We start from the raw sequence: 13,828 nt of genomic DNA, 5'->3' as shown, positions 1-13,828 counted from the left end.
GGTCAGGGGGTAGAGGCGGCCGGGGACGGGCGGGGCGGCGTCCGGCGTCGGGATCAGGATCGGATAATGGGTCAGGCCGGTCCCGGCCGTGACCTGGGGGTCGTCGGCTGGGATGTGCGACAGGCGAAAACCGCTCAGTCGGTCCGGGGCGCCGGGCGCCAGGTCGCGGCCGAAGACGGCCGTCTGGACCGCCGGGTCCTGCAGCGTGCCATAGGCGAACAGCAGGCTCCCGGCGGTCATGGAGGCGGCGGCGGCGGCGGCCAAGCCGTCTGGATCAGGCCGCCTGTTTCTTGCGGCTGGGGGCGACCATCAGCTTCTTGGTTTCGGCGATGGCCTTGGCCGGGTTCAGCCCCTTGGGGCAGACCTGGGCGCAGTTCATGATGGTGTGGCAGCGGTACAGTTTGAACGGGTCTTCCAGGTCGTCCAGACGTTTCTGGGTGGCGTCGTCGCGGCTGTCGGCGATCCAGCGATAGGACTGCAGCAGGGCCGCCGGGCCCAGATATTCCTCCTGGTTCCACCAGTAGCTGGGGCAGGAGGTGGAGCAGCAGGCGCACAGGATGCACTCGTACAGGCCGTCCAGTTTTTCGCGCTCGGCCGGGGTCTGGAGCCGTTCCTTCTCCGGGTCGGGCTCGTCCGACTGGAGATAGGGCTGGATGGAGTCGTACTGGGCGTAGAACAGGCTCAGGTCCGTCACCAGATCCTTGACCACCGGCTGGTGCGGCAGGGGGGAGATGGTGATGTTGTGCGACTGGCACTCGTCCCAGCCCTTGGTGCAGGCCAGGGCGTTGCGCCCGTCGATGTTCATCGAGCAGGAGCCGCAGATCCCCTCGCGGCACGAGCGCCGGAACGACAGGGTCGGGTCGATGGTGTTCTTGATGTGGATCAGGGCGTCCAGCAGCATCGGCCCGTGATCGTCGGACGAGACCTCATAGACGTCCCAGCGCGGGTCGGCGTCGACCTCGGGGTCATAGCGATAGACCTTGTAGGTCTTGACGTTCTTGGCGCCGGCCGGGGCCTTGTGGACCTTGCCCTTGGCAGGCTTGGAGCCGCGGGGGAGGGAGAGTTGAACCATCTGCGTTCGACCTCAGTAAACCCGAGCCTTGGGCTCGATGTACGCGATGTCGTCGGACATCGTGTAATTGTGCACGGGGCGGTAGTCGATCTGGACCTGTTCGCCCGGGCGCTTCCACGCCAGGGTGTGTTTCATCCAGTTCGCGTCGTCCCGGTCCGGATAGTCCTCGCGGGCGTGGGCGCCGCGCGATTCCGTGCGGTTCAGGGCGCTCTCGATGGTGACGACGGCCTGGGCGATCAGATTGTCGTACTCCAGCGTTTCCATCAGATCCGTGTTCCAGATCAGGCCGCGGTCCGTGGTCTTGATGTCGGAACCGGCGGCGTCGATGGCGCGCAGCTTGTCCGTGCCCTGTTGCAGGGTGTCGCCGGTGCGGAACACCGCCGCATCGGCCTGCATCGCCTTCTGCATCGCCAGCCGCAGCTCAGCCGTCGGGGTGGAGCCGTCAGCGTTGCGGAAGCGGTCCAGTCGGGCCAGGTGGGCGTCGGTCTGGGCCTTGGAGGCGCTGGGCACGGCCGATGCCTTGTCCACCACCTCGCCGCAGCGCAGGCCGACGGCGCGGCCGAACACCACCAGGTCGGTCAGGGAGTTGGAGCCCAGGCGGTTGGCGCCGTGCACCGAGACGCAGGCCGCCTCGCCAACGGCCATCAGGCCGGGCACGACGCTGTCGGGGTTTCCATCACGAAGGGTCAGCACCTCGCCGTGATAGTTCGTGGGAATGCCGCCCATATTGTAGTGGACCGTCGGCAGGACCGGGATCGGCGCCTTGGTCACGTCCACGCCGGCGAAGATCTTGGCGCTTTCGGAAATGCCCGGCAGGCGCTGATGCAGGATCTTCGGATCCAGGTGGTCCAGGTGCAGGAAGATGTGGTCCTTGTTCGGGCCCACGCCGCGGCCTTCGCGAATCTCGATGGTCATGGAGCGGCTGACCATGTCGCGCGGAGCCAGGTCCTTCACGGTCGGCGCATAGCGCTCCATGAAGCGCTCGCCTTCCGAGTTGGTCAGGTATCCGCCCTCGCCGCGCGCGCCCTCGGTGATCAGGCAGCCCGCGCCGTAGATGCCGGTCGGGTGGAACTGGACGAACTCCATGTCCTGCAGCGGCAGGCCGGCGCGCAGCACCATGGCGTTGCCGTCGCCGGTGCAGGTGTGGGCGGAGGTGGCCGAGAAATAGGCCCGGCCGTAGCCGCCGGTCGCCAGCACCACCATCTTGGCCCGGAACTGGTGAAGCTGCCCATTGTCCAGCTGAAGCGCCGTCACGCCGGTGCAGGCGCCGTCCTGCATGATCAGGTCCAGCGCGAAATATTCGATGAAGAACTTCACCTCGCGGCGCACCGACTGGCCGTACAGGGTGTGCAGGATGGCGTGGCCGGTCCGGTCGGCGGCGGCGCAGGTGCGCTGCACCGGGCCTTCGCCGAAGTTGCGGGTCATGCCGCCGAAGGCGCGCTGATAGATCTTGCCTTCCTCGGTGCGCGAGAAGGGCACGCCCCAGTGTTCCAGCTCATAGACGGCCTTGGGCGCGTTGCGGACCAGATATTCGATCGAGTCCTGGTCGCCCAGCCAGTCCGACCCCTTGACGGTGTCGTACATGTGCCACTGCCAGCTGTCCTCGCCCATATTGCCCAGCGAGGCGGAGATGCCGCCCTGGGCCGCCACGGTGTGGGAGCGGGTCGGGAAGACCTTGGTGACGCAGGCGACCTTCAGCCCCTGCTGGGCGGCGCCGAGCGCGGCGCGAAGGCCGGAGCCCCCGGCGCCGACGACGACGACGTCATATTCGTGATCGATCAGTTCGTAAGCGGCCATCTGGGGATCAGGCTCCGAAACCGGCGGGCAGGGGCGCAGAACCCAGCGCCAGCCGCACGATGAAGAAGACGCTGGCGGCCGCCAGCACGAGAAGGACCAGGTTCAGCAGGCCCGTCAGGGCCTTGCGGGTGCCGACCTGGGGCACATAGTCCTCGAGGATGACCTTCCAGGCCAGGCTGAGGTAGCCGAACAGCAGCACCGCCGTGACCGCCGTCAGGCCGGCGTTCAGCGGCCTGGCGAACCAGGTCATGACGGCGTCATAAGAGGCGCCCGCCAGGGTGAAGCCGGTCGAGGCGACCCAGACGCCCAGCGGCAGCAGCGCCGTCAGCAGCACCCGCTCGGTCAGCCATTCGCCGCCGCCGTGGCGCTCGGAAATCTTGACCTTGTTCTTGAACTTGGCGGCGCCGCTCACAGCGAGACCCTCCCGGCAGCGAACAGGACGACCCAGAACAGGATCGCCAGGGGAACGGGCGCCCAGACCGCGATGTTCGACAGTGCAGTCGCCGACTTGATGGTCAGGCCGTTGCCCGTGTCGTTGATCGTGTGGCGGGCGCCGTTCAGGATGAAGGAGAACAGGACCACCGTCAGGCCGAAGCCGACGAACAGGCCCAGCGGCGAGCCCGCCAAGGCCAAGGCCGTCTCATAGGCCTCGGGCCCGAAGGCCAAGGCGCCCAGCCAGGCGACGACGAAGACCAGGCCGACGGTGCCGGCGATCAGGGTCGCGCGGAACAGGATCGAGGCGGCCATGGTCACGTGCCAGCGCCAGATTCCCATATGGGGCGAGAGCGGGGTCAGATGGCCGTTGGGCTGGATGACGAAACGACCGGTTCGGTCGCCCGATGCAACCCCCGGGTTCGGCTTGGGCTGAGTCATGCGAATGCTTCTCAAAAGCGAATGAATTCAATCGCCGTGTGCGGTTGCGAAGGCTTTTGTGACCCTAGAGGGACGGTGTCAACGGACCGTTGATCACTTAGCGGATTCTAGCGTCGCTCAGGCCGATGCGTGTCGAAATCGCGATATTCAAGGCATGATCGATCCACGCTCCGCCTGAGATGCAGGTTTTACGCGGCGCCCTGGGTTTTGGATCGCTGCGCGCCGCCAAGCTCGCCAAAGCCGCGCCTGCCCCTATATGGACCCCATGACCGAGACCACGCCCCGCCCCGTCCTTCGGCTGCATCCGGCCCACCGGGATGACATCGGCGACCTGATCACGCGTCGGCCGGTGCCCGGTCCGGGCTTGGATCAGGTCGATCCCTTCCTGTTCCTGAACCATCACGGCCCCCAGACCTATCCGCCGAACAACGCCGGCCTGCCCTTCGGCCCCCACCCGCACCGGGGGTTCGAGACCGTCACCTTCATTCTGGACGGCGAGCTGGCCCACAACGACTCCGGCGGCGGCGAGAGCATCATCAAGGCGGGCGGGATCCAGTGGATGACCGCCGGCTCGGGCCTGATCCACGCCGAACTGTCGCCGGCCGACTTCAAGCGCGACGGCGGGCCGATGGAGATCCTGCAGCTGTGGGTGAACCTGCCGTCCCGGCTGAAGATGACCCGGCCCGCCTATGTGGGGCTTCAGGCCGCCGACATCCCCACCTTCACCACCGAGGGCGGCGTGGTGGTCGAGCCGGTCTCCGGCGAATGGCTGGGGGTCAAGGCGCCGATCCAGTCGCTGATCGACATCCATCTGGCCGTCGTCCGCATGCCCGCCGGCGCTCGGTTCGAAGTCCCGGTCGCGCCCGGCCGCACTGTCTTCTTCTATGCGATCAAGGGCCAGGTGTCGGTCGCCGGAACCCCCGTGCCCGAATGGAACCTGGCCGCCCTGGGCGACGGCGACGCGGTCGAGATCACGGCCCAAAGCACAGACAAGACCGGGGCCGTCGTCCTGCTCGGCCACGCCGAACCGATCAAGGAGCCGGTCTTCAGCCACGGCCCCTTCGTCATGACCACCCGCGAGGAAATCATCCAGGCCATTCAGGACTACCAGTCCGGCAAGTTCGGCCCGCCGCCGCGGGTGTGAGGCTGGCCTTTGGCTTTTAGGCCTCGTCGGCTGTGCAGAACGCAGACATTCCGAAGGGCTGTTCGGGGTGGTTGGAGGACCTTCCGATCAGTCCCAGTCGCCGTTGTTGATCTTGGAAACCCAATCCTCGTCAAGGTTCATGACCGCCTCCGCGAGCGCATGGTGACTTTTCGAGACAGCCATGGCGGCCATAGCGGCGACAGTCATGTCTCGACTCCAACTCTCGCCTCGATGAGCGAGCACACAGTCCGGCAGGCGAGAGATGGCTAAGTCGTAGGCGGGCAGGAGAAAGTCCGGCACCTCTGGCCCTCGACCATTTGTCCGAGCCACATCAACCGACGCCGGAAAGAGCAAAAAGCCGAAATCAATCGGGTTCGCTTGTGATAGCGCGATTTCCACGACATGCGGGATCGCTGCGTATGACGCGGTGTAGACGTCGCCTTGATGGCAAAGGCTCGACCAAAGCGTAAGCCACGGCTCGTCGTTTGGACCCTGCTGCTCTGGCCGTTTCGCCAATGCGTGGAGAAGATCGGGAATGTCCGATGCCGCCCCGTAAGCGTGAGTGAGTTCAGACCAGCGGTTATCGTCGAGTTCAAGCATGGCTACTAACCTTCCACGGGAAAGCACTCATGCCAATGTCCGCAACGGGTCGTGAGGCGTCTTATCTAATCGTAGCCACAGCAGACGCTGACTTTCGCTGATGCTATGTATGGCAGTGCGGTGGGGGGAGGACACCCCGCTAGGGGCACCAGAGGGTAATGCTGACCGCGCCCAGGGTCTTGGGCACCGTCTGCGTAATAGTCAGGCGCAGATCTAGCCCCACCGCACATTGATGCCGAAATGGGTCGAACCCAGGAAATCGCCCCGCCTCGCCCCCACCTCGCCCAGATGATGCGTTCCCCGACAAAACCCTATATGACGCCGGTTCCTTAGCGACCGCCGAGCCGAAGACACGCCCAAATGCCCAGCCTGAACGAGATCCGCGCCACCTATCTGAACTTCTTCGCGGCCGACGGTCACGAGAAGGTTCACTCGGCGCCGCTGGTGCCGCAGAACGATCCGTCCCTGCTGTTCGTCAATGCGGGCATGGTGCCGTTCAAGGACTATTTCACCGGCGCGTCCAAGCCGCCCTATCCGCGCGCCACCAGTTCGCAGAAATGCGTCCGCGCCGGGGGCAAGCACAATGACCTGGACAATGTCGGCTACACCGCCCGCCACCTGACCTTCTTCGAGATGCTGGGTAACTTCTCCTTCGGCGACTATTTCAAGGAACACGCCATTGACCGGGCGTGGAAACTGGTGACCCAGGACTTCGATCTGGATCCCAAGCGCCTGCTGGTCACCGTCTATATCGATGACGACGAGGCCGCCGCCATCTGGAAGAAGGTCACCGGCTTCTCCGACGACAAGATCATCCGCATCGCCGGCTCGGACAATTTCTGGGCCATGGGCGACTCAGGCCCCTGCGGCCCCTGCACCGAGATCTTCTGGGACCACGGCGATAAGATCGCCGGCGGCCCTCCCGGCTCGCCGGACGAGGACGGCGACCGCTTCGTGGAGATCTGGAACAACGTCTTCATGCAGTTCGAGAAGGAGAACGACCAGATCGTTCGCAACCTTCCCAAGCCCAGCGTCGACACCGGCATGGGTCTGGAGCGGATGACCACCGTGCTCCAGGGCGTGCATTCGGTGTTCGAGACCGACCTGTTCAAGACCCTGATCGCCGCCTCGGAAGACGCCACCTCGACCAAGGCCGCCGGCGACCAGGCCGCCAGCCATCGGGTCATCGCCGACCACCTGCGCTCCTCCTCCTTCCTGATCGCCGACGGCGTGACCCCGTCGAACGAAGGCCGGGGCTATGTGCTGCGCCGGATCATGCGCCGCGCCATGCGCCACGCCCATCTGCTGGGCGCGGCCGACCCGCTGATGCACCGTCTGGTCCCCACCTTGGTCGATCAGATGGGCGACGCCTATCCTGAACTGGCCCGCGCCCAGGCCTTCATCGAGGACACGCTGAAACAGGAAGAGGTGCGGTTCCGCACCACCCTCGGCCGGGGCATGGCCCTGTTCGACACGGCGGTTCAGGGCTTCAAGCCGGGCGACATGCTGGACGGCCAGACGGCCTTCACCCTGTCCGACACCTACGGCTTCCCGCTGGACCTGACCCAGGACGAGGCGCGTCGTCGCGGCTTTTCGGTCAATGTCGACGGGTTCGAGGCCGCCATGGCCGAACAGCGCCAGCGCTCGCGCGAGAACTGGAAGGGCTCGGGCCAGTCGGCCAACGCCGGCGAATGGCTGGCCGTGCGCGACCGCATGGGGCCGACCGTCTTCACCGGCTATGACTCCATCGACGGCTCGGGCGAAGTCCTGGCCCTCATGAACGGCGGCGCGCCGGTCGAGGCGGCCGAGGCGGGCGAGATCGTCGAGGTCTTGTTCGACACGACCCCCTTCTACGCCGAAAGCGGGGGTCAGACCGGCGACCAGGGCACGCTGGAATGGCCGGGCGGGGAGGCCGAGGTGCTGGACGTCAAGAAGCACGCCGGCGACCTGCACGTCCTGTCGGTCCAGATCACGGCCGGCCGGCTGGAGATGGGCGCTCGCGTCGCCCAACAGGTGGACGCCGACAAGCGTATGACCACCCGCGCCAACCACTCGGCCGCCCACCTGCTGCACACGGCCCTGAAGAATGTGCTGGGCGCGGCCGTGGCCCAGAAGGGCCAGCTGGTCGATTCCGAGCGCGCCCGCTTCGACTTCAGCCACGGCGCCCCCGTGACCGAGGACGAGCTGGCCGCCATCGAGGCCGAGGTCAACGCCGTCATCCGCCAGAACGTCCCGGCGGAGACGAAGCTGATGGCCCCCGCCGACGCCATCGCCGCCGGCGCCATCGCCCTGTTCGGCGAAAAATACGGCGACGAAGTCCGGGTGCTGACGCTGGGCCGGTCGCTGACCAGCGACAATGCTCCCTACTCAGTCGAACTGTGCGGCGGCACCCACGTCGCCCGCACCGGCGACATCGGCCTGTTCAAGATCGTTCAGGAGACCGGCGTCGCCGCCGGCGTCCGCCGTATCGAGGCCCTGACCGGCGAGGCGGCCCGCCTCTATCTGGAAGCCCAGGCCGGCGTGACCCGCAAGCTGGCCCGCGACTTCAAGATCCAGACCCCCGACGTGCTCCCTCGGGTCGAGGCCCTGCAAGGCTCGGTCAAGGCGCTGGAGAAACAGGTCGCCGAGCTGAAGAAGCAGCTGGCCCTGGGCGGCGGCTCGGGTGCGTCCTCCGCGCCGGAAGAGATCGGCGGGATCAAGCTGATGGCCCGCGTCCTGGACGGAGTGGACGGCAAGGGTCTGCGCGGCGTGGCCGAGGACTTCCGCAAACAGGTCGGAACCGGCGTCGTCGCCTTGATCGGCGTCACTGAGGGCAAGGCCGCCGTCACCGTCGCCGTCACCTCTGATTTGACCGACCGCGTCAACGCCGCCGACCTGGCCCGCGCCGCCGTGATCGCCATGGGCGGACAAGGCGCCGGCGGCAAGCCCGACTTCGCCCAAGGCGGCGCTCCCGACGGCTCCAAGGCCGAAGAGGGCCTGGCCGCCGTCCGCGAGGCGCTGAAGGGTTGAGCACACCCCGACCCTCTCCCGCCTGCGGGAGAGGTGTTGCGTCGATCGCGAAGCGATCCAGCGACGGAGAGGGAAGTTCTCAGGAAATGAGACTTCCCCCATCGTCAGCCGTCTTGCTCCGCGCGAGCGATCGCCGCGCCTAGCCCATCGGGTCCGGCGTCAGATCCACCCCCGCCAGTTTCCAGCTCAACGGCCCCCGCCGCTCCATGATCAGCACCAGGGGGTCGTCGGGTCGGTCGTCGCGGGTCAGGGTGACGGCGAACCGGTTGACGCCGCGATAGGCCCAGGATTGGTGAATCCGCTCCTTCGGCGTCGCCGGCGTGTCGGCCGACGGGACCGGCTTCTCGGGTCGGGGCTTGTCGCCCGACCGGACCATGGCGGCTACGCCCTCCGGCGTGACCAGGCCGTCCACGGCGCCCTCGACCAGGGACGGCGCCAGCATCATGCCCAGGGCGGCCAGAGCCCGGTTCTCGCCGGTCCGATCGCGGATCTCCATCGCCGCCCGGGCGTTCAGCTCGGCCTTCAGGCTGGCGCGGAAGGCGGGGAAGTCCACCGTCTGCTCCAGGCCGGCCACATCCCCCGTCCGCGCCGCTCGGATCAGCCTCTTGGCGGCCACGAAGGGCGAGATGAAACAGGCGACCAGGGCCAGTCCCAGAATGGCCGCGACCAGACCAATGGCGATCTTCTTCATGGGTGCTCCTTCAGTCGAAACGTCGAGACGGGCGGGATGTTGCGTCTAGGGTTTCGACGAGGGCTTGGCCGGTGCGGGCGCGGCGGGCGCCGCCCCATCGGGCAGGCCGATCTGGACCAACACCCATTCGAACGGCCCCCGCCGTTCAAAGGTGAAGACGGTGCGCGATCCGCCCTGGTCCTGAACCGCCATCCGCGCCCGGTTCACGCTCCAGAACACCGGCCGAGGCCAGGGCTTGGGTGTTTCCGCCCCCGCCTGGGGCGCAACCGCGCCGGACCAGTGGCTGGCGTAGCGCCCCTCGCCCCGCGTCAGGGCCGAGATGGCCGCCGGGGTCAGATAGGCGTCCACGTCTGGGGCGTTCAGCACCGGGGTCCGTTCCATCTGGCGCCTTACCGCCCCGATCGGGTCTTCGAGGAAGGAGGGCGCCGGCGCCTGAACCCCGCCGCTCAGCTGCGGCCGCAACGAGTGGCGAACGGCCTGGAAGTCGATCAGCCGGGTCAGGCCCTGGACGTCGCCCGCCTCCGCCGCCGACCGGATGGCGAAAAAGCCCACCGCCGGCGCCGCAAAAAAGGCCGCGACCGCCGTCACGAGCGCCAGAACCACCAGATTGCCGAACAACCGTTTCACGTCGCTTCCCCCACAGTGGGCCCGATCATGCACGGCCCATCGGAGGACGCAACGAAAAGCCCCGCCGGACGGATCCGGCGGGGCTGTCTCTCTCTCTCTCTCTCTCTTGGTGTCCTACCGCGCTTCGCTCTGCTTGAGGACGGCTGTTGTCCTGCCGCGCTTTGCGCGGCTTCAGGATGCTCGCTGTCCTGCCGCGCTGACGGCTTGAGGACGGGCTCAGCCGACGTCCGGCAGGGCGGCCTTCAGGTTTTCGGCGACCTTGTCGAGGAAGCCCTCGGTGGTCAGCCAGCCCTGTTGATCGCCGACCAGCAGGGCCAGGTCCTTGGTCATGTCGCCCGACTCCACGGTCTCGACGACCACCTTCTCCAGGGTGTCGGCGAAGACGCCCAGGGCCTCGTTGCCGTCCAGCTTGGCGCGGTGTTTGAAGCCGCGGGTCCAGGCGAAGATCGAAGCGATCGAGTTGGTCGAGGTGGCCTCGCCCTTCTGGTGCTGGCGATAGTGACGGGTCACGGTGCCGTGGGCGGCTTCCGTCTCCAGCACCTTGCCGTCCGGCGTCATCAGGACCGAGGTCATCAGGCCCAGCGAGCCGAAGCCCTGGGCCACGACGTCCGATTGGACGTCGCCGTCGTAGTTCTTGCACGCCCAGACGAAGCCGCCCGACCACTTGATCGCGGCCGCGACCATGTCGTCGATCAGGCGGTGCTCATAGGTCAGGCCGCGCTTCTTGAACTCCTCGGCGTATTCGGCGTCGAACACCTCCTGGAAGATGTCCTTGAAGCGGCCGTCATAGGCTTTCAGGATCGTGTTCTTGGTCGACAGATAGACCGGATAGTTGCGCGCCAGGCCGTAGGCGAAGGAGGCGTGGGCGAAGTCGCGGATCGAGGCGTCCAGGTTGTACATGCCCATGGCGACGCCGGCGCCCGGCGACTTGAACACCTCATGCTCGATCACCTGGCCGTCGTCGCCGACGAACTTGATCGACAGGGTGCCGGCGCCCGGCATCAGGAAGTCGGTGGCCTTGTACTGGTCGCCGAAGGCGTGACGGCCGACGACGATCGGCTGGGTCCAGCCCGGCACCAGGCGCGGCACGTTCGAGCAGATGATCGGCTCGCGGAAGACCACGCCGCCCAGGATGTTGCGGATGGTGCCGTTCGGCGACTTCCACATCTTCTTCAGGCCGAACTCCTTCACCCGGGCCTCGTCCGGGGTGATGGTGGCGCACTTCACGCCGACGCCGTGCTTCTGGATGGCGTGGGCCGCGTCGATCGTCACCTGATCGTCGGTGGCGTCGCGGTTCTCCATGCCCAGGTCGTAATAGTCCAGCTCGAGATCCAGGAACGGGAAGACCAGCTTGTCCTTGATCATCTGCCAGATGATGCGGGTCATTTCGTCGCCGTCGATGTCGACGATGGGGTTTTCGACCTTGATCTTGGCCATGCGTGCGGTCCGCCTGTGACTGTGGGGAAGGGAATGTCGTGGCGGCGGTATAGCGAGGCCAAGCGCCCGCGCAAACCCCGCCGCCCATCGTCGCCGCGCGGAATAACGCAGATCCCGCCTGAACCCTTTGGCGCGCCCGGACTTCTCTTTGGCTCAGCAACAGACACGGACGTCGGGATGACGGAGGAAGAGCGCCGACTGGTGGATCAGTGGATCGTCACCTTCTGCGAGGCGCCGCCGGTGGTCGATGCGGAACTGATGCGCAGGCTGATCGCTGAGCAGGAAACGACGCAGCAGGAAGCGAAACCATGTCGGACAAGACATTCAAGGCCGGCGACAAGGTGAAGTGGGACCACAGCCAGGGCGTGACGACCGGCAAGGTGGTCAAGAAGGTGACCTCCGAAACAAGGGTCAAGGGCCACAAGGTTGCGGCCTCCGAGGACAATCCGGAGTATATCGTCGAAAGCGCCAAGACCGGCGCACGCGCGGCGCACAGGCCGTCGGAGTTGAAGAAGGCATGAAGCTGAACGCACTGTCGCGCGGCGTCCCCCTGTCCTCTCTTGTTCTGGCTGCGTTCGCTGTCGCCGGATGCGGCGATAAGGATGCGGCCGAGACCCCTGCTGCGCCTAAGGCCGCCAGTACGGCGGCGCCCTCCGTCGCCGCGCCGGTGCTGCAAATTCGCCCCGAGACCAAGACCTTCCGCGACTGGCGCGCCACCTGCGGCAATGACGGAACCTGCTGGGCCTTCGGCTTCGCGCCCGACTTCGCCGCCGGCTGGGTCCGTATCGCCCTGGCGCCCGGACCGGACGCCCAGCCGCAAATCCTGTTTGGCTACTGGCCCGACGGCGACGCCAAGGGCGCCAACCCCCTCGGCTTGACCATCGACGGCCGCGCTTATCCGGCCGCGCTCAGCGAGGCGAGCAACGCCGACGCGCCCATCGGCGAAATCCGCACTGGGGTCCGCGGCGCCCTTGACGCCCTTGCCCAGGGAAAGGTCATGACCATTCGCGGGGCTTCCACCCAGGAAGTCTCGCTGCACGGCGCCGCCGCCGCCCTGTTGTGGATCGACGAGAAACAGGGCCGTCTGGACACGCCCACCGCCCTGATCCGACGCGGCTCCCGTCCGGCCGCCCTCGTCCCGGTCGCGCCGCCGCTGCCGACCGTCACCCCCGCTCCGGCCGTGGACCAGTCGGGGTTCGGTGATCAGAACCAGCGCGTGCCCGCCGCGCTGCGCGCCCGCACCGAGGTCGGAAACTGCCTGAAAGAGTCCGCCATGCCCGCCGTCAGCGACATGGTCATGTCCGCCCGACTTGACGCTCGGACCGAGCTGTGGGGCGTGCCCTGCGGCGCAGGCGCCTATAACGTCACTCACAACTGGTATCTGACGGGGCCGAGCGGCCGCGATCCTCGTCCTGCGATCCTCGCCGGAACGGAAGGCCCAGGCTCCGATCCGGTCATGCCCGACAATGCGACCGTCAACGGCGCCTATGATCCGAAGACCCGCACGCTGTCGGCCTTCGCCAAGGGGCGCGGCATCGGCGACTGCGGCGCGGCCCAGACCTGGGCCTGGACCGGGCAGGGCTTCACCCTGACGCAGGAAAGCGTCATGGGCGAATGCGCCGGCGTGCCGTCCGATCTGTGGCCCGTCGCCTGGCGCACGCGGTGAACGACCCGGAGGTTCTGATCATCGGCGCCGGTCCGGCCGGCCTGACGGCGGCGACCTATCTGGGCCGGTTTCGTCGGCGCACCCTGGTGGCGGACGGCGGCGCGCCTCGCGCCAGCTGGATTCCGCTCAGCCACAATATGCCGGGCTTTCCGGCGGGCGTCACTGGCGCGGGTATTCTGAAGCGGATGCGCGAACAGGCTGAAGAATACGGCGCCGTCATCACGCCGGGTCTTATCGATCGCCTGACCCTCGACGGCGAGCGTTTCATCGCAGAGAGGGATGGCCGATCTGTTCGCGCCCGCGCCGTTCTTCTGGCGACGGGAGTCGTCGATCATCATCCTGACTTGCCGGGCGTCGAAGCGGCGGTGCGCAGGGCGCTGGTCCGCATCTGTCCGATCTGCGACGGCTATGAGGCCGTCGGCAAGGCCGTCGCGATCATCGGCCAAAGCGACAAGGGCGCCCGTGAAGCCGCCTTCATGCGCACCTATTCCGATCGGGTGACACTGATCCACATCGGGCCGCCTCACGCGCTCAGCCGTCCTGACGAGCTGGAACGGCTCGGCGTCGAACTGATCCTGGCGCCGTTGGACTCGATCGACATCGAAAACGACCGGGTGACGGCCCTGAGCTATGGCGGCCAGAGCCGCGCCTTCGACCTCGTCTACTCCGCCTTGGGCGCGTCGCCCAACGCCGATCTGGCGAGGGGGCTCGGCGCCCGGCTGGCCGCCGACGGCCGGCTGGAAGTCGATCTGCATCAGGCCGCCAGCGTGCCCGGCCTCTACGCCGCCGGCGACGTGGTGCGCGGCCTCAACCAGATCGCCGTCGCCACCGCCGAGGCGGCCGTGGCCGCCACTGACATCCACAATCGCCTGCGCCGGATCGACGGGCTGACGGTCGCCGACTAGGGTCCCC

The 13,828-nt window shown here is 67.2% G+C and carries 14 protein-coding genes; 5 read left to right on the top strand and 9 right to left on the bottom strand.

The window, feature by feature from the left end; translation table 11 throughout:
- The 5 genes from AC07XS_RS03600 to sdhC form a co-directional block, all read right to left on the bottom strand.
- On the bottom strand, positions 1 to 264 hold a 264-nt coding region (locus AC07XS_RS03600; protein WP_182713340.1), incomplete at its 3' end, for a gamma-glutamylcyclotransferase family protein.
- 10 nt (positions 265 to 274) lie between these two features.
- Positions 275 to 1,072, bottom strand: a complete 798-nt coding sequence (locus AC07XS_RS03595) for a succinate dehydrogenase iron-sulfur subunit (RefSeq protein ID WP_182713341.1) — start codon at positions 1,070 to 1,072, stop codon at positions 275 to 277.
- A gap of 12 nt (positions 1,073 to 1,084) precedes the next feature.
- Positions 1,085 to 2,869 carry a succinate dehydrogenase flavoprotein subunit gene (gene sdhA / locus AC07XS_RS03590; protein ID WP_054764564.1) on the bottom strand — a complete coding sequence of 595 codons (1,785 nt, stop codon included), beginning with the start codon at positions 2,867 to 2,869 and terminating at the stop codon, positions 1,085 to 1,087.
- 7 nt (positions 2,870 to 2,876) lie between these two features.
- Positions 2,877 to 3,281 carry a succinate dehydrogenase, hydrophobic membrane anchor protein gene (gene sdhD, locus AC07XS_RS03585; protein ID WP_182713342.1) on the bottom strand — a complete coding sequence of 135 codons (405 nt, stop codon included), beginning with the start codon at positions 3,279 to 3,281 and terminating at the stop codon, positions 2,877 to 2,879.
- Positions 3,278 to 3,742, bottom strand: a complete 465-nt coding sequence (gene sdhC / locus AC07XS_RS03580; RefSeq protein WP_082382585.1) for a succinate dehydrogenase, cytochrome b556 subunit — start codon at positions 3,740 to 3,742, stop codon at positions 3,278 to 3,280. Before sdhC ends, sdhD begins: the two co-directional genes overlap by 4 nt.
- Before the next feature lie 265 nt (positions 3,743 to 4,007).
- On the opposite strand from sdhC, the gene AC07XS_RS03575 reads away from it, so the two are divergent.
- Entirely contained in the window at positions 4,008 to 4,886 is an 879-nt protein-coding gene (locus AC07XS_RS03575) for a pirin family protein (RefSeq protein ID WP_182713343.1), read from the top strand.
- Between the two features lie 87 nt (positions 4,887 to 4,973).
- Here the strand turns inward: AC07XS_RS03575 and AC07XS_RS03570 are convergent, their stop codons facing one another.
- Complete coding sequence (locus AC07XS_RS03570) at positions 4,974 to 5,486, bottom strand: hypothetical protein (RefSeq protein WP_054764567.1); 513 nt, start codon at positions 5,484 to 5,486, stop codon at positions 4,974 to 4,976.
- 360 nt (positions 5,487 to 5,846) lie between these two features.
- Between AC07XS_RS03570 and alaS the strand changes: the two genes are divergently transcribed.
- Positions 5,847 to 8,495 (top strand): alanine--tRNA ligase, encoded by a 2,649-nt coding sequence (alaS, locus tag AC07XS_RS03565; protein WP_182713344.1) that lies wholly within the window; start codon positions 5,847 to 5,849, stop codon positions 8,493 to 8,495.
- Positions 8,496 to 8,634: 139 nt separating this feature from the next.
- Here alaS and AC07XS_RS03560 read toward each other — a convergent pair whose 3' ends face one another.
- The 3 genes from AC07XS_RS03560 to AC07XS_RS03550 all read right to left on the bottom strand — a co-directional run bounded on the left by AC07XS_RS03560 (position 8,635) and on the right by AC07XS_RS03550 (position 11,250).
- Entirely contained in the window at positions 8,635 to 9,186 is a 552-nt protein-coding gene (locus AC07XS_RS03560) for a DUF2939 domain-containing protein (RefSeq protein ID WP_182713345.1), read from the bottom strand.
- 45 nt (positions 9,187 to 9,231) lie between these two features.
- Positions 9,232 to 9,813, bottom strand: a complete 582-nt coding sequence (locus AC07XS_RS03555; RefSeq protein ID WP_182713346.1) for a DUF2939 domain-containing protein — start codon at positions 9,811 to 9,813, stop codon at positions 9,232 to 9,234.
- A 216-nt stretch (positions 9,814 to 10,029) separates the two neighbouring features.
- Entirely contained in the window at positions 10,030 to 11,250 is a 1,221-nt protein-coding gene (locus AC07XS_RS03550) for an NADP-dependent isocitrate dehydrogenase (RefSeq protein ID WP_152949378.1), read from the bottom strand.
- 308 nt (positions 11,251 to 11,558) lie between these two features.
- On the opposite strand from AC07XS_RS03550, the gene AC07XS_RS03545 reads away from it, so the two are divergent.
- The 3 genes from AC07XS_RS03545 to AC07XS_RS03535 are packed head-to-tail and all read left to right on the top strand — an operon-like array spanning position 11,559 to position 13,821.
- Complete coding sequence (locus AC07XS_RS03545; protein WP_152949379.1) at positions 11,559 to 11,771, top strand: hypervirulence associated TUDOR domain-containing protein; 213 nt, start codon at positions 11,559 to 11,561, stop codon at positions 11,769 to 11,771.
- Positions 11,768 to 12,916, top strand: coding sequence for a DUF1176 domain-containing protein (locus tag AC07XS_RS03540; protein WP_182713347.1), 1,149 nt, complete (start codon positions 11,768 to 11,770; stop codon positions 12,914 to 12,916). The genes AC07XS_RS03545 and AC07XS_RS03540 overlap by 4 nt, the downstream gene beginning before the upstream one ends.
- Positions 12,913 to 13,821, top strand: a complete 909-nt coding sequence (locus AC07XS_RS03535) for an NAD(P)/FAD-dependent oxidoreductase (RefSeq protein WP_321207941.1) — start codon at positions 12,913 to 12,915, stop codon at positions 13,819 to 13,821. Before AC07XS_RS03540 ends, AC07XS_RS03535 begins: the two co-directional genes overlap by 4 nt.
- Positions 13,822 to 13,828 lie beyond the last annotated feature (7 nt).

It is taken from the genome of Brevundimonas sp. GW456-12-10-14-LB3, from assembly GCF_059424365.1.
This window is presented reverse-complemented; position numbering and strand designations above follow the sequence as displayed.